A 23,886-nucleotide genomic window follows, 5' to 3' on the forward strand; every position below is an offset into this window, starting at 1 on the left:
CTGACATCGCTTTAGAAAACGAAACCATACATCCTGAAATTATATTACTTTTAAAAGCATTTTTCTACAAACCAAAACAGTCCAAGTACGCTATTTCTTGTATATCATATTACCAAAAACTTTATTCAAAAACCCTATCTTAGTTACCAGTAATTTGATTAATGGGTTAAAAATAACTGTTAGATATGTTTTTTTACCCAATTTGTGTCGATATTCTTTAATAAATTCAGAGGTGCAAAAGTACTTATCATCTTGAGGCAAGAATGTCCCTTCGTAATTATTGTTTAGAATATCTTTCAACTGACTAACAAGATTACCAATATATACAACACTTCTTTGATTTGCTACTTTAGGAAAGATAAAAGTATACTTAGCAAGTTTAACAAGCTTAGGATAGTTACCCTTTGAGCCATTACCATACACCATCGGTGGTCTAACTATTGCAACACTAAAATCTTCTGATACTAGAGTTTTTAGTTTAAGCTCTGCTTGAAGCTTACTATCTCCATAAAAATCATCCGGTTGTGGTAGAGTATCTTTTGTAATGATTTTTTGCTGCCCAATAGGCGCACTATCTCCATATACAATTATACTACTCATAAACACAAATTGTTTGACACCTGAGTTTTTAGCTATCTTAGCTAACTCATAAGTTAATTCAGTATTTACAGCATAGTATTTATCTTTTAAAGAAGGATCTTTTGAAGTATGTGCAATGCCAGCAACATGCAATATAGCATCATATTTGCTAAAGTCTAATGTTTGCCATGATTCATCTTTTAGTGATATTTTTTCGATTATAAAATCATCTCCGCAATTCTTCTCAAAAGAATTACCAATATAGCTATTTAAACCAGTTATTAGAACTTTTTTCATTATTTCTTATTATCTTTTTTTGTTATCTAGTGAACCAGTACCACCTTCAACTACGCCTTTACTAGCAAATACTGAAAAGACTGTCAAAAATATGCATTTAATATCAAACCATGTACTTTTGTATTTGACATAATCACCATCAAGTTTGGCTTTTTGAGCAATCGGCAACTCATCACGGCCATTGATTTGTGCCCACCCAGTCAATCCGACAGGCACATCATTGGCACCATACTTATCTCGCTCAGCGATCAAATCATCTTGATTCCATAATGCAGGTCTTGGTCCAACGATACTCATTTCACCTTTTAGGATATTTATGATCTGAGGCAACTCATCTAAAGATGTCTTTCTCAAAAAAGCTCCAACCTTTGTAATACATTTAGACGGATCTTGTAATAAGTGTGTCGGCATATCTTTAGGTGTATCTATATACATTGTTCTAAATTTGTATATATAAAAGAACTTCTTACTCTTACCATAACGCTTTTGCTTAAAGAATATCAGACCTTTTGAGTCTTTTTTTATCATTAATATAACAATCAAAAATACTGGACTTAAAAGAACCAAACCCACGAAAGACAAAACAATATCCAAAAATCTTTTTAGAAACTTATACAACATAATTATCTACCCATTTAACTTATGATCAAACTCTGGAACAATTGTTTTTAATAATACTAACTGTTTATTTGCATGCTCTTTAAACAACGTTTGAAGATTACTTTCTAATACATTGTTATCATAGAATGTTCTTTTACCAATGAAAATATCTTTGTATTCAGTACTAATATCGTTTTCATCAATAAGTAGCTCTTCATACAGTTTCTCACCTGGACGCAGACCTATTATTTCGATATTGATATCATCTCTACCTGATAGTTTGATAAACTGCTTAGCAAGATCTAATATCTTAACAGGCTGACCCATATCTAACACAAAAACTTCGGAGTTTTTGGCAATAGCTCCAGCTTGTAATACTAACTCACACGCTTCCGGTATAAGCATAAAATATCTTGTAATCTCTGGGTGAGTGACAGTAACAGGACCACCATTTCTAATTTGCTCTTCAAATTTTGGTATAACACTACCACTACTTCCTAGCACATTACCAAACCTAACAGCAGCAAGCTTGGTATTTTTTGGTTCAACATTTTGTAGGTATAACTCACAAACCCTTTTGGTAGCTCCCATAACATTAGTTGGACGCACAGCTTTATCTGTAGATATCAAGATAAATGAGCCAACACATGAGTCAATAGCTAAATCTATAGCATTTTTTGTGCCTAGAATATTATTTCTGATAGCTCGCGATATATTCTCCTCAACCAAAGGGACATGTTTATATGCCGCCGCATGAAAAACTATATTTGGCGAATATTTGCTAAAAACTTTGGCAAATGACTCTCGATCACATACTGAGCATAGGATACTTTTGATATTATATCCATGACATTCTTCTGTAATCTTATATAAGTTAAACTCACTATGATCAAGTAGAACTATCTGTTTTGCCTCATACTTAATACATTGTCTAACAATCTCAGATCCTATACTACCACCAGCACCTGTGACTAGGATAACCTTATCTTTGATAAATTTTGAGATAGATTTTTGATCAAGGCTTTTAGAATCTCTTGATAGAAGATCATATACTGAAACAGGCTTTAATTGCGACATAAAACTTTCGTCTTGAAGTACATCCTCAAGAGGAGGCATAATCCTAATCTGATTAAAGTTTGATTCTAGTTTTTTATAAATTTTTTTAACTATATGATTAGCGCTTTTAGGCAGTGCAACAACTAACAAATCAAACCTTGAAGAACGTAGCTCTTTACGCAATTTCGAGCTTGATAAAACTCTCTTGCCATCAATACTCCTCTTTTGTAACGCCTTATCATCATCTACAAAAAATTTAATCCGATAACCTGTCGCTGATAACTCTTGAGCTATTTTTGTTCCAGCTGCACCCGCCCCATAAATGATAGCTGTTTTCGTTTTCTCTATTTGACTTCTATTTGTAAGGTGCCAATAAAAATATACACTCAAATTGATTAAAAACACATAAGATAGAAACTCAGAGAAAATAAGTGCAAATCTAACCTGACCATAAAAGGCAAAAGCCACGATAAAAAATACAGGAATATTGATAAACACCTTACGCAAAAAAGTCTTCTGTGTCGACTTACGCCAACTAGCCATATAATCACGCAAAAGTAAAAAAGATGTCAAACATCTCAAAAAAACAAGCGTAAGTAGAAGATATGTATTAACATCTTGCTTAAAAATATAAGAAGTCCAGTTAACAGTCACAATAGTCAGAACTATAATCACTGCAAAATTAAGAACCCTCTTATCGTAAAAATATTTCATAAAGCAAAAATAATACCTATAGTCTATTAATTATATCAAAGTATCATAACTATATCTCATTTATGTAAGCTAAAATTTTCTTATATGATACTGATTCGATGGTCTTAACATTTTGCAAATACCATGATATCCATAGCTCTTGTATTAAATTATAAATTTTTACAACAACAAACTCACTTTTATCAATATGATTAGCTGTTATTTTTTTAGCTAATTTAGATCTTAGCTCATTAACTTCTATTTGATATCCTCGATCTCTTTGGAGATTTAATTTAGCCTTTTCTAGCCTATTTTCTAAGGTTTGAAGATAATATTTATACCTCTGTAAAAACTCTACGGGTTGAGATATATAATCATCTGTAAAAAGCTCAATAAGCTCATTTCTAACATCTGTGAAAAGCTCGATAAAATTAAGTGGTATTTTTTTAACATTAAGTTTTTTTTCAAGCTGCGACTTAAACTTTGTTATTTCTAAAAGCAATGCTTCAACTTTGATTTTATTTGAAGCAAATTTTTGCATTCCTAAAGTATAGAAGTTTTCAAAATCTACTTTAGTATATGGCAATTCAATACTATCAAAAAAACTCAAATCTATAGCTTTATCAATCACACTATCTTTTGAGTCACTTAGTTTCAATGACATTGATAAGCTTGATAGATCATTACTTTTGATATTTTTTAATAACTGATTTTGTAAGCGTAATTTGATTAGCCTTTTCAGAGCCTCTCGCATACATAGCTTAGCCTCATCAAATGTTGCCTTATAAGAAGATAGCTTCACACCATCTTTATGCTCTTCTAGACAGTTATAGACTTTGACTATTATGCCGTACTCTTTGATTTGACTAGTCATAGCAATATCTGCAAAATCCCAATCATAATAAACCACCTCATTAATTTCTTGTCTTGGTTTAACAACAAGGTTTTTGAGCTTTTGCTTTAATATATTGATATCTTTACCAACCTTTAGTGTTTTACCATGCTCATCAACAATTTTTATGTTTAGTATTAGATGCCTCTCTAGCTCCTCATTTTGCCATACTGTCTCATCAACCACAAAACCAATTATTCGCGTAATATGTTTGGCAATAATAGACTTCAAAGGAGAGTATCTATCCTTATCAAAATCTATTGACTCAAATACAGCCTGAGCATAAGTTGGCACTGGCACACAATTTTTGCGAATATTTTTTGGCAAAGCACGTAATAAAGCGACGATCTTATCATACAAAAAACCATACACCCCCCACTCTAAAACAGCCGGATTTATATCATTGATGAAAACTATTGGTACTGTAACGGTTGCACCATCTCTCTCATCTAGTGGATCAAAATGATATTCTAATGGTAAGTGCATATCTGCGATAGTTAAGACATCAGGAAACTTCTGTTGCGTGATTTCTTTAGCATCACGCTGCATTAGATTTTCTATATCAAAGATAAAGCTCTTTTGCTGTTCTTTTGTAACTGACTTTAACCATTTATCAAATGTTGCGCCACTACAAACATCATCTGGGATAAAGCTATCATAATGAGCAAACATTACCTCTTCATCGACCAAGATATCTTTTCGGCGTGATTTATTTTCAAGTTCTTCAACTTGGTTTATAAGCTGGAGATTTTGCTGATTAAAGTACGCTTTAGAATCAAAGTCACCGTTTACAAGAGCATCTCGAATGAATATTTCTCTAGCCTCTTGAGGATTTATCTTAGCGTATTGTACAGATCTTTTTGAAACTATCTCTAAGCCATAAAGAGTTACTCTTTCATTAACTACAACAGCTCTGCGCTTTTTGCTCCAAATAGGCTCATCATAATGTTTTTTGATAAGATGCTCTGCTAAGCTCTCTAACCATTCAGGTTCTATTTTTGCAACATTCCGCGCGTATGTCTTGGTAGTTTCAATTATCTCCAATGAAAACAACCACTTTGGCTTTGTCTTAAACTGAGAAGATCCAGGAAATATAAAAAACTTAAGTCCCCTAGCTCCTAGATATTCAGCATTTTCATAATTAAATCCGATGTTACTCAAAAAACCGCTGGCTATAGCTTTGTGCAGGTTTTCATAGTTAAGCTTTTCATTTGACGATAACTTCCATTTAAACTGGTGAATAACTTCAACAATTTGTCGATAGATATCATTCCATTCATTAAATCTAACTAGTGAAACAAAATTCTTTTTAAAATATTCTTTTTTCTCTCTATTTGATAAGCCTTTTAAATCAGAATTTAGTCTATTTGCCAAATTTAAAATCGCTATAAAATCAGAAGATTTATCTTTATCAACAACATGTTTTTCATCAGCTTTTTGCTGAAAATTCAGAGGCCTCTCACGCGGGTCATGTACACTTAAAAAGCTAACAATTGAAACGATTTCTCTAAGTGTATTTTGTCTATGGCCTTCTATAACTATTTTTGCTAACTTAGGATCTAATGGCATAATCGCCATTTTCATCCCATCATCAGTAATTTTAGGCTTTAAATAATTAAGCTCGGAGATAGCCCGTAATTCAAACAAGAGCTTAAAGCCATCTTTAACAAATCTTGAATCAGGTGAGTCTATAAATGGAAAATCTTGGATACTTCCTAGCTTTAAAAACAACATCTGCAAAATAACAGATGCTAAATTAGTACGTAAAATCTCAGGATCAGTATATTCTTTACGATTATTAAAATCTTCCTCACTATATAAACGTATACAAACACCGGCTGATAATCTACCGCAGCGACCGGCTCTTTGATTAGCACTTGCTTGAGATATTTTTTCTATCGGTAGGCGTTGTACCTTGGTGCGATAGCTGTATCTACTTATTCGCGCTAAGCCTGAGTCTATCACATATTTAATACGAGGCACTGTTAGAGCTGTTTCAGCGACATTAGTTGCTAAAATAACCCTACGTACAGAACCTTCCGGGTTGAATATTTTGTTTTGATCTTTATTTGATAATCTCGAAAACAAAGGTAAAACCTCTGTAAATTTAAGATCTTGTTTATTTAAATATGCTAATGTTTCATGGATATCTCTTTCTGTAGGCAAAAAGACTAAAACATCCCCCCTGCCAAGTTCATCAAGAGCATACAATATTCTCTCTTGTAATGAAAATTCTTCAAAATCCTCATCATTTTGATAACGAATTTCAACAGGATATGTTCTACCACTAATTGTAATATCTTTAGCATTTTTAAAATAATCTATAAACTTCTGATGATCTATAGTTGCTGAGGTAATGATTACTTTTAAATCAGGTCTATATGGTAATATCTTTTTTATACAACCAAGTAGAAAGTCAATATTTAAACTTCTTTCATGAGCCTCATCAATAATGATAACCTCATACTGTGATAAAAACCTATCATTCTTGATTTCAGATAATAGCACACCATCTGTCATCACTTTGATTAAAGTATTTTCAGAAGTTTGATCTGAAAAGCGTATTTTAAAAGATACTTTTGATTGATCTTCGATCTCAGTAGCAACTCTACTAGCAATAGATCTAGCCGCAAGCCTTCTCGGCTGAGTATGTCCTACTAATCCGCGTTTGCCCAGCCCTAAATCAAGACATATTTTAGGCAATTGTGTTGACTTACCAGAACCTGTCTCCCCTGCTACAACGATAACTTGATTATCTTGTATAAGCTTTTTTATATCATCTACTTTTTCAGCAACAGGAAGATCCGGATAGGTTATCTTAGGCAAGACCTTTTGGCTAGTTTGCTCCACTAAAAACTGTAAATCAGTTAGTAATTGCTGTCGTGGAAACTTATTGTTATTTATGGCTGATATAAGCTTACCTCGAAGTTTGGTAGGTATCTGATTAAGATAATCAGTAAATAAAGTTTTATTTGTATTCATGCTACTGCATTAGACGCTTTTTTATACCAGTAATTTTTAGAATCTTATTGATTAATCTCAGAAAAATCATCACGACTCTACTTACAAATACAAAAATAGCCAAAAACAATAAAACTAATATATCTTTAAAAATATTCCAAAAAAGCTCTGATAATGATAATAGCGTTTTAAATTTCATGATTTTATGGTATAAATTGCATATTCTTAGTAAAGATATTATAGCATGAATAAGAAATAATTGACTTAATAAAGGGCTATAGCTTAGCTAAAATTGAGTTTAGAGTTTTGCTTGGTCTCATTACTTTTGCTAGCTTATCACTATCCATAAAGTAGTAACCGCCAAGATCTACTTTTTTGCCTTGAGCATCGTTAAGTTCTTTAACAATCTTATCTTCATTAGCTTTTAGCTCAGCATAAATTGGCTCAAATTTAGCTTTGATTTCAGCATTACCAGTTTGCTTAGCTAATGCTTTGACCCAATAATAAGCCAAATAGAAATGACTTCCTCTTGTATCTAGCTCACCTACTTTACGCTTAGGAGATTTATCATTATCTAAGAAATCTTGGTTTGCTTGAGATAATGCCTCTGCTAACACTTTGATTTTAGGGTCTCTAGTTTTGATTGCTAGATCTTCTAATGAAGCGCCTAATGCCAAAAACTCTCCCAAAGAATCCCATCTTAAGTGGTTTTCTTCAATAAGTTGCTCAACGTGCTTAGGTGCAGAACCACCTGCTCCAGTTTCAAATAGTCCACCACCAGCTAAAAGCGGCACTATAGAAAGCATCTTAGCAGAAGTACCAAGCTCTAAGATAGGGAATAAATCTGTCAAGTAATCTCTCAAAACATTACCTGTTACAGAAATTGTATTTTTACCTTCTTTCATTCTCTTTAGAGAGTATTTTGTAGCCTCTATCGGAGCTAAAATTTGGATATCTAGACCAGTAATATCATGTAAAGTCAGATACTCATTAACTTTAGCAATTAAGTTTCTATCATGCGCTCTTTTTGAATCTAACCAGAAAATCGCAGGGGTTTGAGTAATTCTAGCTCTATTAACAGCTAGTTTAACCCAGTCTTTAATTGCTATATCCTTAGTTTGGCAAGCTCTCCAGATATCGCCTTTGTCAACACTATGCTCAAATATAACATTGCCTTCTGCATCAATAACTCCAACTTTACCATCTGCTTGAATCTCAAAAGTTTTATCATGAGAACCATATTCCTCTGCTTTTTTTGCCATTAGGCCAACGTTAGAAACATCACCCATAGTAGTCACATCAAAAGCACCATTTTCTTTACAGAAATCGATAGTAGCAGCGTATACTCCTGCATAACATCTATCAGGAATCATAGCCTTCATATCTTGAAGCTTGTCATCTTTGTTCCACATTTGACCAGATGCACGAATAGCTGCAGGCATAGAAGCATCTACAATAACATCACTTGGGACATTTAGGTTTGTAATACCCTTGTCAGAGTTAACCATCGCAATATCTGGTTGCTTAGCAAATACCTTTTCAATATCAGCATTGATTTTATCTTGAACATCTTGAGGCAGTTGCTTAATCTTTTCTACTGCATCACTCCAACCATTGCGAGGATTTACACCAAGCTCTTTAAATTCTTTAGCATACTTTTTGAAAACATCTTCAAAGAAAATCTCTACTGCATGACCGAATAATATTGGATCAGAAACCTTCATCATTGTAGCTTTTAGATGAAGTGATAGTAGTGTGCCTTCTTTTTTAGCTTTAGCGATTTCAGTTTTGTAGAACTCTCTTAGTGCTTTTATTGAAATCTTAGTAGCATCAATGATTTCTTTTTCTTCTAAAGCAAGATTATCTTTAAGTACTGTTTGAGTACCTTTGGTATTTGTATGAACTATCTTAACCTTAGTTGCTTTTGGCACAATATAAGACTTTTCATTAGCATAAAAATCATTATCAGCCATACTAGCAACATGAGATTTAGAATCTTTTGTCCATGCACCCATAGAGTGTGGATGTTTTTCAGCGTACTTTTTAACTGCATCTGCAACCCTACGGTCTGAGTTACCTTCTCTTAAAATAGGGTTTACTGCACTACCTAAAACTTTTGCATAACGAGATTTAATTTCTTGCTCTTTGTCATTTTTTGGCTCAAATGGATAATCAGGGATTTTATAGCCTTTTGATTGAAGTTCTTTGATAGCTGCTGTAAGTTGAGGGATTGATGCACTAATATTTGGAAGCTTAATGATATTAGCATCTGGAGTTTTTGCTAACTCTCCAAGGATTACTAAATCATCAGAGCATTTTTGCTCATCTGAAAGATAGTCACTAAAATTAGCTAATATACGCACAGCTAGTGATATATCTTTTGTTTCTAGCTCGATATCTGCAACTTTAGTGAAGCTTTCAACTATTGGTAAAAATGAACCCGTAGCTAGAGCTGGTGCCTCATCTGTGAATGTATAAAATATCTTATGCATAAAAAATCTCCTATTGATAGAATTTTACTCTTCAAATACTAACACAAAACTAGTATGTATTTAATATTTCTTGTATTTTCTTGTCAAACCTTGCAACTACAGCAAAATCATTATGTTCAATAATCGGTCGCTCTAGTAGCTTAGGATTGCTAGCTACTATTTCTATAAGCTCATCGCTGGTGAATTCACCATCTTTGAAATTCTCCTCCCAAGTAGCTTCTTTAGTACGAATAATATCTGTTATGGAAAGCTTCAATTTTGTTAATAACTCTTTGATCTCTTTTACTGATAAAGGATTATCTAGATATAAATTGAGTATCATAATTGATATTATTTTGATCCAAAACTTGCTTTGCTTGACGTGATTTTGAACATTTTGGATTATGATAGATTTTCATAATAATTAGTTATTCAATTAACGTAGTCATTATTATAAATTACATTGGTGTATAAATCATAAAAAAAATCAATTAAGACTGATTATTATATAAATACGCTCAAATAACATATAATATTTAACTATAAACTATATTGTTTTATAAGAAATATATCAGAGTGCAAAAATAAAATAAAAATAGTAAAAACAACAAAATTATAAGATATCAGGAGGTCTTTATGATCACTAAGCCATGGACAAAAAACTATCCCGACAAGGTTCCCCTAAATATAGACATTCCTAATATTACTCTAAAAGATATGCTTGAAAAAGCTACTAAAGATTTCAGCAATAAAAATGCTCTTAGCTGTCACTGCGAGAAATTAACTTTTAATGAGATTAACAGCTACGCAGACAAATTCGCAGGATTCTTACAGAACAAATGGAAATTACAAAAAGGTGATCATATTGCTATTATGCTACCTAATTTATTGCAGTTCCCCATTGTTATTTTTGCTTTGGTAAAACTTGGTTGTGCTTTTGTAAATATAAACCCACTCTATACAAGTAGAGAAGTCAAAGGAATCCTACAAGATTCAAAAGCTAAAGGAGTAATTGTACTATCTGGTCTTGCGCATAATGTCGAAGCTATAGCCGATGAATGTGAAGATCTAAAATATAAAATGGTTACAAATATTGCCGATTTATATCCTACTCCAAAAAAACAAATAATCTCCTTTGTAGTCAAATATATCAAAGGTATGAAAGATAAATATTCAAAAGATAAGTTTGATACATTTACAGATGCTCTAAAATCTGACTACACTCCAAACTATACAAATATTGAATTAAAGCTAGATGATATAGCTGCACTTCAATACTCTAGCGGTACAACAGGCACGCCTAAAGGCACAATACTTCTACATAGGAATATTGTAGCAAATATCTATCAGATAAAGGCATGGACAGAGGGCTTTGATATCGAGCTTAGTGAACAAATTGTCTTAACTGCCCTACCGATTTATCATATATTTAGCTTAACTGCTAATCTATTTCTATTTTATTGTTTTGGTGCTTTTCAAATACTTATACCTAATCCTAAAGATATCAAAAGCTTAGTAGCTGAGATGAGAAAAAGTAATTTTTCAACTATATTTGCTGTAAATACTCTGTACATTACGCTCCTGAACAATAAAGAATTTAGACAAAGTAAGTTCCCTAATTTTAAGCTCTCAATAAGTGGTGGCATGCCGACCTCTGAAGCTGTAGCTAAAGAATGGAAAAAAATCACAGGTGTAAATATTAAAGAAGGTTATGGTCTATCAGAAATGTCGCCAGTTGTAACTGTAAACTCATTACTTGAAGAAGATTTTAGTGGTAGTGTTGGATTTCCATTACCAAATACTGATATCAAAATTTATGATGATAAAGGTAACGAGCTTCCTCAAGGCGAAACAGGAGAAATATGGGTAACCGGTCCACAAAAGTCACCAGGATTCTGGAGTCTACCAGAGATTAATAGAGAGCACTTCACTGATAATGGTTGGCTTAAGACTGGAGATATGGGCTATCTTGACGAGCAAGGTCGTCTAGTAATATCAGGGCGTATTAAACATATGATTATCGTCTCAGGCTTCAATGTTTTTCCTAAAGAAGTTGAGCTAGTATTAACTGAAAAAGAAGAAATTGAAGATGCGGCAGTTATAAAAGGACACTCTGACGAAACAGGGGAAATGCCTATTGCTTTTGTTGTACTAAAAGAAGACAAAAAACTTACTGAAAAAGAAATTTTTAAATACTGTGAAACTAAATTAGCTCATTATAAATTACCTAGAAAAATAATTTTCATAGATGAGTTACCAAAAAATACTGTTGGAAAAATAGATGTAAATGCATTACAAAAAGAATATGCTGAAAAATATAAAATAAATAACTAAACAGCTTTTTGCTTAAGGAGCTAAAGATGTTCAACAGAATTTATAATATTGCAAAAAAGGCTACTCCTAGTATTTCTCAAACTGAACAAACTGCCCTAAATGCTGGTGACAATTGGTTTGAACAAGATATATTTCAAGGTAAACCTGACTTTAATAAACTACATAGTTTAAAAAAATTTGAGCTAACAGCTGAAGAAAAATCATTTTTAGATAATGAAACAACTGAACTATGCAAACTAATCGATGATTGGAAAATTAATTATCAAGACAAAGATCTAAGTGTTGAAGCTTGGAAATATATACGTAAAAAAGGCTTTTTAGGCTTAGTTATTGGCAAAGAATATGGTGGTAACGGCTTCTCAGCAGCTGCTCACTCAGAAGTGGTTATGAAACTAGCAACCAAAAGTGTCACTGCGGCAATCACGGTGATGGTACCTAATTCACTTGGACCTAGTGAGCTTCTAGTTCACTATGGTACAGATGAACAAAAAGATTACTATCTACCAAGATTAGCCTCTGGTCAAGAAATACCGTGTTTTGCTTTAACAGGACCAACAGCAGGATCTGATGCGACTTCACTACCTGACTATGGTATTGTCTGCCATGAAGAATTTAATGGCAAAAAAACTTTAGGTATCAAACTAAAAAATATCAACAAACGCTATATTACATTAGCTCCTATTGCCACTTTAGTTGGTTTAGCTTTTCAACTACAAGATCCTGATAGCTTACTCGGTGAAACAGGTAATGAAGGTATAACATGCGCCCTACTACCATATAATCACAAAGGTTTAGAGATTGGTAGACGTGGTTTTCCTCTAGGGCAAGCTTTTATGAATGGCTATATTAAAGCTAAAGACGTCTTTATGCCAATTGACTGGATAATCGGTGGACAAAAGATGGCTGGTGAGGGCTGGCGTATGCTAGTTGAGTGCCTATCTATTGGAAGAGCTATTTCATTACCAGCATGTGGTACAGCTAATACTCTGATGTCAGCTGTAATGACCGCTGCTTATGCAAGTGTACGCGAACAGTTCAAAGTTCCAATTGCTCAATTTGAAGGAGTCCAAGAAAAACTGGCAGAAACTGCAGGACTTGCATATATTGCCAATGCTACTCGCCAATTCACAGTTTCTGCTGTTGATAGTGGTTTGCGACCATCGGTATCATCTGCAATTGCTAAATATCATCTAACTGAGATGGGGCGCACAACGATCAACAACGCTATGGATATCCATGGAGGTCGAGCAATCATCATGGGTCCAAATAACTATCTAGCTATTCCATATATGGCAACACCTATTGGCATAACAGTTGAAGGTGCCAACATTATGACTCGAAATCTGATGATTTTTGGTCAAGGTGCGATGAAATGTCACCCATATATTCGTAACGAGATAGAAAGCTTAATGAGTGATGATGAAGAAAGGTTTATAACTAATTTCAAAAGTCATTTCAAATATATGGCTCTAAATGGCTCACGTACACTTTGGTATGGTTTAAGTGGTGGTTTCACTGCTCCTAGCTATCCTTCTAAATTTAAGCGTTACTATCGCTATATCTCACATATAAGTACTGCTTATTCTTATGTCAATGATATTTCAATAACAGTATTAGGTGCGGGTCTAAAACGTAAAGAAAGATTATCCGCTCGCTTGGGAGATATCATGAGTTATCTGTATATGGCTGTAGCTGTATTGAAATACTATAAGGACACAGGCGAACCTCAAAGTGATGATATCTATGTTGATTGGAGTATTCAACACTGTCTATACCAAGCTCAACAAGCGATGTTAGACTTATTTAGAAATTTCCCAAATAGAATATTTGCTACTAAGATGAAGCTTTTTGTTTTTCCTTATGGTAAAAAATTTAGAAGACCATCTGACAAGCTTGAAGCACAAATTTGTAAATCATTAGTGAGCAATAGCGATACTAGACAATGGATGAAAGATAAATGTTATATACCAAATGATGATAATGATCCAATTGGTAGAGTTGAGAATGCTTATTTTTCATCACTAACTACACAACCTATTAAGAAAAAAATTATTGATGCTATCAAGACCGCTAAGCTACCAAAAGCAAGCTGGCAAGACTCTATTGAAATAGCTTTAGAGAATAAAATAATCTCTCAACAAGAGGCAGATATTGCTAATGAGATGCTCACAAAGGTTAATAATATAATTCAAACAGATGAGTTTGACGATTATGCTTTAGGACCTAAAAATGCTCATCCAGAATGGCAAAAAAATAGCGAAAAATAATATGCACCAATGTCATTTCGTTTAAATAACGGAATCTAAAAACGATGTATAAACCAACATCGGGAGGAAAATATGACAGAGTTAGAGAAAAAGTTTGAAGAAATGTTGATAGCTGTTCGTGATGCAACTATTGATTTCAAGCCTGATAATAGCCAAAAGCTAAAGTTCTATGCTTTTTATAAACAAGTAAAAGAAGGTGATAATAATACAAAAAAACCTTCTGCTTTGAAAATGGTTGAGCGCGCTAAGTGGATGGCTTGGGATGTAATTAAAGGCATGTCAAAAGAAGATGCTATGCGTGGTTATCTAAAGGTTTTTGGTGATGAGTATCTTCCAACTGGAGAAAGTAGTAATAGTTCAAGTAGCACTATAGTAAATAAATTAGAGCCAGTAGAGAGCAAATCGCAGCGTAAAGCTTTTGATAAAATCGCTGTACTTGGCGCTGGAACTATGGGAGCTCAAATTGCTGCTCATTTCGCAAATGCTAGACTCCCAGTTGTATTATTCGATTTAAAATCCCAACAAGGTAGTGTTAATGCTATTATTGAAGATTCTCTAGCGAAGCTCACTAAACTTAATCCAGCGCCTTTTGGCTCAAAAGATTCTATCAAATACATTACTCCTGCAAATTATGATGATAATCTTGAGCTTTTAGCAGATTGTGACTTAATCATAGAAGCAGTAGCTGAACGCATAGATATCAAAGAGAATCTCTACGCAAAAATCTCTAGTCATATCAAAGAAAATGCAATTTTAGCATCAAATACTTCTGGTTTAAGTATCACAAAACTAGCTGAGGTATTACCAGAGAATCTCAAAGTTAACTTCTATGGTGTACACTTTTTCAATCCACCTAGATATATGCCTTTAGTTGAGCTAATTCCTCATGCAAGTACTAATACTGCAATTATGGATAAGCTTGAAACATTTTTAGTTGAAAAGCTTGGTAAAAGTATAATTCGTGCAAAAGATACACCTAACTTTATCGCTAATAGATTGGGGGTCTTTTCAATGCTTATCACTTGCTACTATACAGAGCAAATGAATATCCCTTTAGAAGTTGTTGATGAACTTACAGGCAAAAAACTAGGGCGAGCAAAAAGTGCAACTTATAGAACTGCTGATTTGGTTGGTTTAGATGTGTTATCGCATGTAATAAAAACAATGGAGGATAATTTAGAAGATGGTTGGGAAAACTTTTATAATACTCCTACTTGGATACAAAATTTAATTGATAATGGCTCACTTGGCCAAAAGACAAAAAAAGGTTTATATATCAAAGAATCTGATGGTATCAAAGTACTTGATTTAGATACTAAAGAATATCGCCCTTCTGATAAAAAGGCTGATAAAGAAATCTTAGATATACTAGCTGGGAGAGATTGGAGCAAAAAACTGGAGGATCTTCGTAATAGCGATAATCCTCAAGCTCAATTTTTATGGTCAACTTTTAGAGAAATGTTCTTGTATGCTGCTAATCTTGTTGGGGATATTTCAAACTTTCCTAAAGATATGGATCTGGCAATCCGTTGGGGATTTGGCTGGAAGCAAGGCATCTTTGAGATATGGCAACTTGCTGAGTGGCATAAAGTAGCTAGTTGGCTAAAAGATGATATTTCAGCTGGTAAAGCATTATCAACAAATACTCTACCTAGCTGGGTTGATACTCTTGATATTGGTGTTTATCAAAATAATAAAGAGTTTAGCTATAAGGATAAAGAGCTAATATCTCGTGATAGCCTAGATGTTTATAAACGTCAACTATTCGCTGATAATATAGTTGAACATACTAGCACTTTAGCGACACAAACACTTTATGAAAATGATGGTGTCAAACTATGGCAAATTGACGACTATAGCAATATCGGAATACTCTCATTTAAGAGTAAGATGTGTGCTATTGGTGATGAGGTTTTAGATGGCATATCTGAGTCTATCAACTATGTCGAAGAAAATCTTGATGGTCTTGTTATTTGGCAAGAACAAGATGTATTTTCGGTAGGTGCCAACTTAGAGGAATTTGGTATCAAATTTGCAATGAACGGCGAAGCAGCTATCGAAGAGGTAATCCGTAAAGGTTGTAGCATTATCAGCAAAAAATTACGCTATAGCAAAATACCTGTTGTTGCAGCTGTCAAAGGCTTTGCTTTTGGTGGTGGCTGTGAAACTATCTTGCATAGTGATGCTGCTGTTGCTGCGTATGAAAGCTATATTGGTCTTGTTGAAGCTGCTGTGGGAATTATCCCTGGTTGGGGCGGCTCAAAAGAAATGGCTGTTAGAGCATCTCAAGCTCAAGATCACTGGAAAGACTTTGAACGTCGTTATAAAAACCTTGCTCTTGCTCAAGTTGCAAAAAGTGCCTGTGAAGCAAAAGAAATGGGCTTTTTACGTGATGATGACATAATCGTGATGAATACTAAAGAAATCCTACTTGTAGCAATTAAGAAAGCTCAACTTATGGCTTTAGCAGGCTATCAACCACCTCTAAAACAAAAAGTCCCAGTATTTGGTGAGACTGGTATCGCTACAATTAAAGCTTTACTAGTAAATATGCTTGATGGTAACCAAATATCTGAGCATGATTATAAGATTGCGGTAAATTTAGCAGATACTATGTGTGGAGGTCAGATAGAAAAAGATACTGAAATTTCTGAAGATTGGCTACTCGAAAGAGAGCTAATAAACTTCAAGGAACTTGCGATATCTGAGAAGACAGAAGCTAGAATTAAATATATGCTAGAAACTGGCAAACCACTAAGAAATTAAGGAGTAATTGACATGAGTGAAAACGTATATATAGTCGCTGCAAAACGCTCTGCTGTTACAAAAGGTAAAAAAGGTGGTTTTGCAAAAAAACGTCCTGATGAGTTATTAGCAGATGTACTTAGAAAAACTGTCGCTGAAGCTAATATTAACCCTAATGATATAGAGGATATAGTTGTCGGTTGTGCGATGCCTGAAGCTGAACAAGGCTTAAATGTTGCGAGAATATCATCTCTTTTGGCTGGACTACCTAATAGTGTCCCTGCTTTTACAATCAATCGCTATTGTAGCTCTGGATTACAGTCAATTGCTATTGCAGCGAATGAGATTGCTCAAGGTAATATTGATGTTGCTATCGGCGCGGGTGTTGAGAGTATGAGTATAATTCCTTTTGGTGGTAACAAGATGTCTTTTAGTAAAGAAATCTTTGCTAAGGATGAAAATGTTGCCATAGCTTATGGCATGGGCATCACTGCTGAGATGGTTGCTAAAGACTGGCATGTATCACGACAAGATCAAGATGCTTTTGCTCTTGAGAGTCATCGAAAAGCTATCCATGCTATCGAAAATGGTTATTTCAAAGATGAAATATTATCTATAGATGTTGATCATAACAAACCTGATGAAGCCACTGGCGAAATTGTAAATCACAAGCAAACCATAACTGAAGATGAAGGCGCTCGAAAAGATACCTCACTAGAGGCATTAGCTAAACTAAAACCTGCTTTTGCAAATGGTGGATCTGTAACTGCTGGTAATAGCTCACAAGTTTCAGATGGTGCTGCAGCTGTAATTTTAGTTCGTGAAAAATACCTAAAAGAGCATAACCTAAAACCTTTAGGTAAGTTTCTAGGGTTTGCTGTGGCTGGTGTTGATCCGCGTATCATGGGTATTGGCCCAATCAAAGCTATACCAAAAGTGCTTAAGCAAACAGGTTTAGATATCGATAATATTGACTGGATTGAGCTAAATGAAGCCTTTGCTGCTCAGTCACTAGCTGTGATTAATGATTTAAAACTTGATAAGTCCAAAGTTAACCCTTGTGGTGGAGCTATTGCCTTAGGACATCCACTTGGTGCAACCGGTACTATACTAACTGTGAAAGCGTTACATGGACTACAACGTACTGGCAAGAAATATGCTATGATTACAATGTGTATCGGTACTGGTATGGGTGCAGCTGGTATTATTGAAGCTTGTTAGTAGCTAATAATTTTCCTGAACATTAATATAAAAATAACTAATTACCCAATAGGCTAAACTAAAATGATAAATTTAAATGATTATACACCGATTGATTTCCCACGGGATTTTACTTGCTTTAGTGACATAGCCAAGAATCCTCTTGGTGTAAAGTTACCTTTGTATCATGTTGGTGAACATATGTATACAAAGTTCAAATGTCTACCAAATCATGTTGGTTGGGATAATGTTATTCATGGTGGTATCATCGCTCTTATATGTGATGATATTCTTGGCAAACATGTTTTAAGTATTAGTAAGTCATTTTGTATGACCCGTAACTTAAATATTAAATACTTAAAACCAACCTATAGTAAAGTAGCACATATTTTCAAAACTACTGTAATTCGTAAAGGTCGTACTACCGTATGGATTAGAGTTGATATCTTCAGTGAAAAAGGCGATTTATGCGCCTATGCTGATGCTGATTTTGCGCTCCTAGAAGAACATCATGCAAAACAAAAAGATATCGCAAGCTATAAGCTTGATGATTTATTGGCACATCTTAAATAAGCTCTTTATTTGTCATCTCTGGCAAGAACTTATACACAATAATTATAAATGCAACTATGCAAGCTCCCATAAAATATAATACAGGAGCATAACCATAATTATGAGTAAGATCTAAGAATCTCGATATAAACATACTTTCTATTAATGCTTTTGAAACAAGAGCTACAGATATCCCTATAGCGCGTATATGTACAGGTAAAACTTCTGATAATACCAACCATATACACACACCAGGACCTACAGCCCCTCCAAATACAACAATAATCAACATCAAAAGACCTAAGTTATTATAACCAGCTGTTATACAAAATATCATTGTAAATATAGACACAAATTAAATTAACAACCCACCAATAGTGAGCTTTCTTCGACCAATAACATCAACAAGAAACAAGCCGAATATAGTAGCTATAAGATTAACTAAGGTCATCACTGTACCATAATAAGTTGCATCACAATTACTACAACTACTGAGTTGACCAAACATAGTAGGACCATAACTTATAAAGACATTAATACCAACAAAACCATTTAAAACCGCCATTAAACTAATCAGTATTTCAGATAAATAGTACTTTTGTTTGATAACAATTTTAATAAACTCAACGAAGCCTGTTTTATTTTTTTTTCGGTTAATGAGTGCTGAACCTTGAGAGCTAATTGCTCACTAATAGTTAGTGCCTGTTCATTTCTGCCCCTTAAGATTAACCAAGATGGTGAAAATGGTGCTATTAAGCTAATGATGAAAAGTAAAATTGAAAAAGGAATAGCGCAGGCAAATACCAGTCTCCAACCAAAGCTAGCCACAAATAAGCTTGCAAAAAGTTAGCTAAAAAAATTCCAGAAACTAATGATAGCTGAAATATAGCCATCGCCCTACCTCTAAACTTAGCTACACTAGTTTCAGAAATATAAACAGGAATTACTGTTAACAAGAATCCTATTGACACCCCCTGTAGAAGTCTTGATAACATCAAAGTTGTATAAGTATTAGATACCATCATCAAAATCATTGATACTATAAATAGAAATGCCCCAAAAGCCAAAATATTTTTTCTACTAAAGATATCCATTAGTGGTCCTGATATTAGTTTCGATAGCAAAGCTCCAAAAAACACAATACCAGCTATCTCAGATAGTCGTGTAAGATTAAGAGATAACTCCTCTTTAATAACAGGTAATGTCCCTGATATCACTCCAATATCAAAACCTGAGCATACACCTGTCAAAACTATCAAAGCTATAACGATTTTTTGGTGATTTAGTTACTAACATTAGACCCTCTTTATAAAATATATAATAGATACTTATCAACTAAGTAATAAACATATAACTATAAAGATATACTAAATAGAACTAAAGTTTTATAAGAAACTATAGGAAAAGGTAATTTATTTAAGAATTTTTTTATATCGAATTTTTAATGATTAACTTTTTAGAGCTTTATAGATGATATCTTTGATTTCTAATCTTTGCTTTTTCAACTCTTCTAACTACATATCTTCAAACATACCTGGACTTTCAAGATTATATATTTTCTTATCTAGATCTTCATATTTCTTCATTTGATTACTGATATGATGATTTTCTTTCATATTGCGTAATTTGATCTCTTAATTCAGGAAATTCTTTAACTAATGGATGATGTTCTAACATTGTAGATACTCCTTATTTTTATTGATTAAACAACTAATATACTTATGTAGCAATAAATGCAAACATACTACAAGTATACCTAGGTTATATATATTTTCTCACATCTGCTAAAGATTGTTCAAATTTAATTTGTCCATTCTCATAATAAGTTTCAAGTATTGAATTGCTATGATACTCTCCTATAGCATACTGATCATCTAGAACTATTGTCTGATAATTACCTTTAGTATCTTTAATCAAATCTAGACGTCCTTGTTTAGATTTCTTTGTAGGATCTGTGACAGACTCTTTTTTAACTCCAATTAAAGAGTCCCCTCGTTTGATTGCCGAGCATTTAATAGCAAACTTGAAACTATCTCTATTTATAGATGACTCATGATTTCCTTGTAGTAATGCTCCACCCATACCAAAAGCTATATTCTCAGCGGAAAACCCATTTTTTCATCGCCGATAGTATACTCTTTGCTAAACTAAGACTCACTCCATCACCTTGTATCAAGGCTACTCTCTCTAAAATTTTATACCCCTTAGCATTTACACTACTACCATAAGCTTTTTCTAGTTCACTAAGAGCATATAAGATATTATCTATAGCATCTCCTGAATCGGGTCTAATTACCAAGTTTGCTTTTTTAGCTTTGACTTTATCTTTTAAATCAATCCAAGTTTGTATTGCTTGTTTGAAGTCCCAACTATCAGAAACACAAGCATATAAAATACTATTATCTCCAAATTACTCAATCATATTCTCAAAGGCTTGGCGCTCAGACTCAGAACCCCTACCCCAGCTAGTCATCGTTGAATGCTCACTTGCAGGAATTGAATAACCCTCCATATTTTCATGATAATACTCTTTACAAACTTGTAGTGCTGCTAAGGTATCTATTCCTAGAAAATTAGTCAGGTGCACCGCCCCGCCAATCCCTGCAGACTCCTCTGATGAAACACCTCTATAACCAAAATCATGAAGCATAAATTCTAGCTTATCGAGATTATCTGCGGTTTCTAGAAGATATTTTTTGATTAGTTTTTTGATATTAAAACTGATAGTTGCAACTGTAGTTAGATACCATACTTTCAAAAGTAGTGTTTCTAGTAATCCAGGCAACCAAAATAACTCATAATCTGTACTTTCTATAGTCATCAACACATTATGTAAGGATACTAGACTCCCCTCTCTAACCGCACGAATCCTAACTGGAAAATAACCATTATACTTTTTTAAGATTTTCTCAAAGCCTTCTCGATAAAATACCAAACCATGAGCTTTTAGAATTTCTTCAGCTTCATCTATCATTTCTAGTGTTATGGGCCGAGATAAGTATTTTTTGATGTAGTACTGTAAGCCAAAAAATCTAGTATGCGTTCCTAAATCACTATTTACAGTACCACGACTTGCTAAATAAAAATGAAGATAATTGGCATCTTTAGGATACTGATAAGGATGTGAGTGTTTATAACTATCAGTCATTAATATCAGGTTGTTTCTATGCATCAGATATATAAAGAGAAACTTGTAAGATAATGTTATTAAAAGTTTTACAGATAAACTATTTTTGTGTTAGATTTTTTATATTGCCTTCAACTAATCTTATTAGTTTTGACATATATTTAAGCGAGATTTCTGTTTTATCAATCAGAGGATTATATTCTGCCACTTCAAAACAAACTAAACTATTAAAATTAATTTTCTCAATAGTTTTGTAAAAAACTTGTGGATCAATACCATTTTCAACTGGAGTTCCTACAGCATCAAGGTTAGTAGGATCTAAACCATCCAAATCAAAACTAATCCCTACATTACCCTCTGTAACCTTCTCAAGACGTTCAAACTCTTGTAAAAATAATTCTTCAAAGTTTCTATCAGTTAAATCTGTTTGATAATAAACTTTAACACCTAATTTTTCCAAAAAATCTCTTTCTGGCTTTTCATAAGAGCGAATTCCAAAGAAAACAATATTCTTAGGCTTTAACTTAGGATTATCATTTAGTACCTTTGTTAATTCCTCATGTCCATATCCTAAAAGATGTGCTACAGGCATACCATGAATATTACCCGTCTCAGAAGTTTCTGGTCTATGACTGTCCATATGAGCATCAATCCAAATCAAACCAAGCTCTTTTTTCTGACTTTTAAGATAATCATAAACCCCACTCCATGTACCTATCGCACATGAGTGATCTCCTCCTAGAGCCAAAGGAAACTTACCCTCTTTAAGAATTTCAGATACTCGTTGAGCAACCTTGGTAAAATACTTACCCATAGTAGGTACTTCAGCTCTTCCACCAATATAATTGATAATTTGAGCATCTATACGTCTATCTCTTAACTCATTCAACAAAGCATATGGAGCTCTTCCACAACCAATTTCTCTGCCAGCATTACCAATAGCTATTCCTACTGCCTCTACTTTTTTCATTTCATCACCCCAATATTATAATACTGAAAATAAATTCTTAGGATCTTTGATTGGTGGTACCATATCCATTTGGATACCAATATCATACTTCTCAGCTAAATCTAAGGTCAGACGAAGTGCTGAGAAATCTTCGATTGCAAAACCTACAGAATCATAGATCGTAATTTCTTTATCATTTTCACGACCTTTTTTCTTACCAGTTAAAATTTCCCATACTTCCGCATGTAAAACTTGCTCAACTTCTTGTGGTGATAAGTTTTGAATCTCTCCCTCAATCATTGACTGCTCTTTGTATTCAACAACTACTTTACCTCTGAAGAGAATATCCATATCAAGTTCAGTCTTACCAGGACAATCTCCACCCAAACCACTTATATGTACACCTTCTTTAACCCAATCATTTTCAATTACAATTGCATGAAGTTTACAAGCCGTACATACGACAATGATGTCCGCACCTTCACAAGCCTCTTTAGCACTATCACATGCTATAAATTCAAGATCTACATCTTTCATATTATTAGCATATTTTTTCATAGCTTTAGGATCTGTATCAAAATATCTAACTGTTTGAATAGGTCTGATTAATTTATGAGCTAAAGTTTGAAATTCGCTTTGAGCACCTGTTCCTATTAGCGCCATAGTCTTACTATCTTTGCGCGCTAAGTAGTCTGTTGCTAACACAGTCGCAGCTGCAGTTCTTAAAGCTGTAAGAACAGTCATTTCAGATATAAGTAGTGGATAACCATGTTTAATCTCATTTAACTGTCCTGTAGCTACAACTGTCTGCTTACCATCAAATGGATTTGCAGGATGTCCATTTACACATTTATATGTAAATAATTTATTGTCAGCAGTTGGCATAAGTTCCAGAACACCTCCTGGAACATGAGCTGCATATCTTGGTGATTTATCAAACTCTTGCCATCTTATAAAGTCCTGTTTTGTATATTCAACCAGGTCTCTAATAAAGTTATCAAAACCGCGCTTTTGCACTATTTTTGCTATATCTTGAACTGATAAGATTCTCATATCTTCTCCAATTTACTATTAAATAGTTTTATTTTTTAAATAATTTAACCTACTAAATATATTCATAAGAATATGATTAATCAATAGAAACTTATGCAATTATTTATTTC

Annotated in this window: 12 protein-coding genes and 5 pseudogenes; 5 read left to right on the forward strand and 12 right to left on the reverse strand. The window is 33.6% G+C overall.

The features are described 5' to 3' along the window. Window positions 1-90: 90 nt before the first annotated feature. The 6 genes and pseudogenes from FNO12_RS07520 to FNO12_RS07545 form a co-directional block, all read right to left on the reverse strand. Entirely contained in the window at window positions 91-876 is a 786-nt protein-coding gene (locus FNO12_RS07520) for an NAD-dependent epimerase/dehydratase family protein (RefSeq protein ID WP_014714810.1), read from the reverse strand. Window positions 877-885: 9 nt separating this feature from the next. Next, window positions 886-1,497 carry a sugar transferase gene (locus tag FNO12_RS07525; protein ID WP_014714809.1) on the reverse strand — a complete coding sequence of 204 codons (612 nt, stop codon included), beginning with the start codon at window positions 1,495-1,497 and terminating at the stop codon, window positions 886-888. A gap of 6 nt (window positions 1,498-1,503) precedes the next feature. Beyond that, window positions 1,504-3,246 carry a polysaccharide biosynthesis protein gene (locus FNO12_RS07530; RefSeq protein WP_030005729.1) on the reverse strand — a complete coding sequence of 581 codons (1,743 nt, stop codon included), beginning with the start codon at window positions 3,244-3,246 and terminating at the stop codon, window positions 1,504-1,506. 49 nt (window positions 3,247-3,295) lie between these two features. Further along, window positions 3,296-7,099: an ATP-dependent RNA helicase HrpA gene (gene hrpA, locus FNO12_RS07535; protein ID WP_030005730.1), complete on the reverse strand. Its 3,804-nt coding sequence runs from the start codon at window positions 7,097-7,099 to the stop codon at window positions 3,296-3,298. A gap of 254 nt (window positions 7,100-7,353) precedes the next feature. Next, the gene (locus FNO12_RS07540; protein ID WP_014714807.1) at window positions 7,354-9,570 is read right to left on the reverse strand and encodes an NADP-dependent isocitrate dehydrogenase; all 2,217 of its coding nucleotides are present in this window, start codon (window positions 9,568-9,570) and stop codon (window positions 7,354-7,356) included. A gap of 49 nt (window positions 9,571-9,619) precedes the next feature. Continuing rightward, window positions 9,620-9,968: pseudogene (locus FNO12_RS07545) on the reverse strand (arsenate reductase family protein). A gap of 217 nt (window positions 9,969-10,185) precedes the next feature. Between FNO12_RS07545 and FNO12_RS07550 the strand changes: the two are divergent. The 5 genes from FNO12_RS07550 (at window position 10,186) to FNO12_RS07570 (ending at window position 18,668) form a co-directional block, all read left to right on the forward strand. Beyond that, window positions 10,186-11,883 (forward strand): long-chain-fatty-acid--CoA ligase, encoded by a 1,698-nt coding sequence (locus FNO12_RS07550; protein ID WP_014714805.1) that lies wholly within the window; start codon window positions 10,186-10,188, stop codon window positions 11,881-11,883. A 26-nt stretch (window positions 11,884-11,909) separates the two neighbouring features. Further along, window positions 11,910-14,150: an acyl-CoA dehydrogenase gene (locus tag FNO12_RS07555; RefSeq protein WP_014714804.1), complete on the forward strand. Its 2,241-nt coding sequence runs from the start codon at window positions 11,910-11,912 to the stop codon at window positions 14,148-14,150. Window positions 14,151-14,222: 72 nt separating this feature from the next. Further along, complete coding sequence (locus FNO12_RS07560; RefSeq protein ID WP_014714803.1) at window positions 14,223-16,916, forward strand: acyl-CoA-binding protein; 2,694 nt, start codon at window positions 14,223-14,225, stop codon at window positions 16,914-16,916. Window positions 16,917-16,928: 12 nt separating this feature from the next. Further along, the gene (locus FNO12_RS07565; protein WP_014714802.1) at window positions 16,929-18,116 is read left to right on the forward strand and encodes an acetyl-CoA C-acyltransferase; all 1,188 of its coding nucleotides are present in this window, start codon (window positions 16,929-16,931) and stop codon (window positions 18,114-18,116) included. A 63-nt stretch (window positions 18,117-18,179) separates the two neighbouring features. Continuing rightward, window positions 18,180-18,668 (forward strand): PaaI family thioesterase, encoded by a 489-nt coding sequence (locus FNO12_RS07570; RefSeq protein ID WP_014714801.1) that lies wholly within the window; start codon window positions 18,180-18,182, stop codon window positions 18,666-18,668. Here the strand turns inward: FNO12_RS07570 and FNO12_RS11045 are convergent. The 6 genes and pseudogenes from FNO12_RS11045 to ocd form a co-directional block, all read right to left on the reverse strand. After that, window positions 18,661-19,212 (reverse strand): annotated as a pseudogene (locus tag FNO12_RS11045) (MFS transporter). The gene FNO12_RS07570 and the pseudogene FNO12_RS11045 sit on opposite strands and share 8 nt — an antisense overlap. A gap of 8 nt (window positions 19,213-19,220) precedes the next feature. Then, a pseudogene (locus FNO12_RS11790) lies at window positions 19,221-19,864 on the reverse strand (MFS transporter). Between the two features lie 231 nt (window positions 19,865-20,095). Further along, window positions 20,096-20,324 (reverse strand): annotated as a pseudogene (locus FNO12_RS07580) (HP1242/YdcH family protein). A gap of 84 nt (window positions 20,325-20,408) precedes the next feature. After that, window positions 20,409-21,819, reverse strand: a pseudogene (locus FNO12_RS07585) (nicotinate phosphoribosyltransferase). Window positions 21,820-21,874: 55 nt separating this feature from the next. After that, window positions 21,875-22,744: an arginase gene (locus tag FNO12_RS07590; RefSeq protein ID WP_014714800.1), complete on the reverse strand. Its 870-nt coding sequence runs from the start codon at window positions 22,742-22,744 to the stop codon at window positions 21,875-21,877. Window positions 22,745-22,759: 15 nt separating this feature from the next. Continuing rightward, the gene (gene ocd, locus FNO12_RS07595; protein ID WP_014714799.1) at window positions 22,760-23,776 is read right to left on the reverse strand and encodes an ornithine cyclodeaminase; all 1,017 of its coding nucleotides are present in this window, start codon (window positions 23,774-23,776) and stop codon (window positions 22,760-22,762) included. Window positions 23,777-23,886 lie beyond the last annotated feature (110 nt).

This window comes from Francisella orientalis FNO12, from assembly GCF_001042525.2.
Taxonomy (GTDB): Bacteria; Pseudomonadota; Gammaproteobacteria; order Francisellales; family Francisellaceae; genus Francisella; species Francisella orientalis.

Bases quoted from the DNA above. Each gene is read 5' to 3' on its own strand.
- FNO12_RS07520 (WP_014714810.1), bottom strand. From the start codon at position 876: ATGAAAAAAGTTCTAATAACTGGTTTAAATAGCTATATTGGTAATTCT.
- FNO12_RS07525 (WP_014714809.1), bottom strand. From the start codon at position 1,497: ATGTTGTATAAGTTTCTAAAAAGATTTTTGGATATTGTTTTGTCTTTC.
- FNO12_RS07530 (WP_030005729.1), bottom strand. From the start codon at position 3,246: ATGAAATATTTTTACGATAAGAGGGTTCTTAATTTTGCAGTGATTATA.
- hrpA (WP_030005730.1), bottom strand. From the start codon at position 7,099: ATGAATACAAATAAAACTTTATTTACTGATTATCTTAATCAGATACCT.
- FNO12_RS07540 (WP_014714807.1), bottom strand. From the start codon at position 9,570: ATGCATAAGATATTTTATACATTCACAGATGAGGCACCAGCTCTAGCT.
- FNO12_RS07550 (WP_014714805.1), top strand. From the start codon at position 10,186: ATGATCACTAAGCCATGGACAAAAAACTATCCCGACAAGGTTCCCCTA.
- FNO12_RS07555 (WP_014714804.1), top strand. From the start codon at position 11,910: ATGTTCAACAGAATTTATAATATTGCAAAAAAGGCTACTCCTAGTATT.
- FNO12_RS07560 (WP_014714803.1), top strand. From the start codon at position 14,223: ATGACAGAGTTAGAGAAAAAGTTTGAAGAAATGTTGATAGCTGTTCGT.
- FNO12_RS07565 (WP_014714802.1), top strand. From the start codon at position 16,929: ATGAGTGAAAACGTATATATAGTCGCTGCAAAACGCTCTGCTGTTACA.
- FNO12_RS07570 (WP_014714801.1), top strand. From the start codon at position 18,180: ATGATAAATTTAAATGATTATACACCGATTGATTTCCCACGGGATTTT.
- FNO12_RS07590 (WP_014714800.1), bottom strand. From the start codon at position 22,744: ATGAAAAAAGTAGAGGCAGTAGGAATAGCTATTGGTAATGCTGGCAGA.
- ocd (WP_014714799.1), bottom strand. From the start codon at position 23,776: ATGAGAATCTTATCAGTTCAAGATATAGCAAAAATAGTGCAAAAGCGC.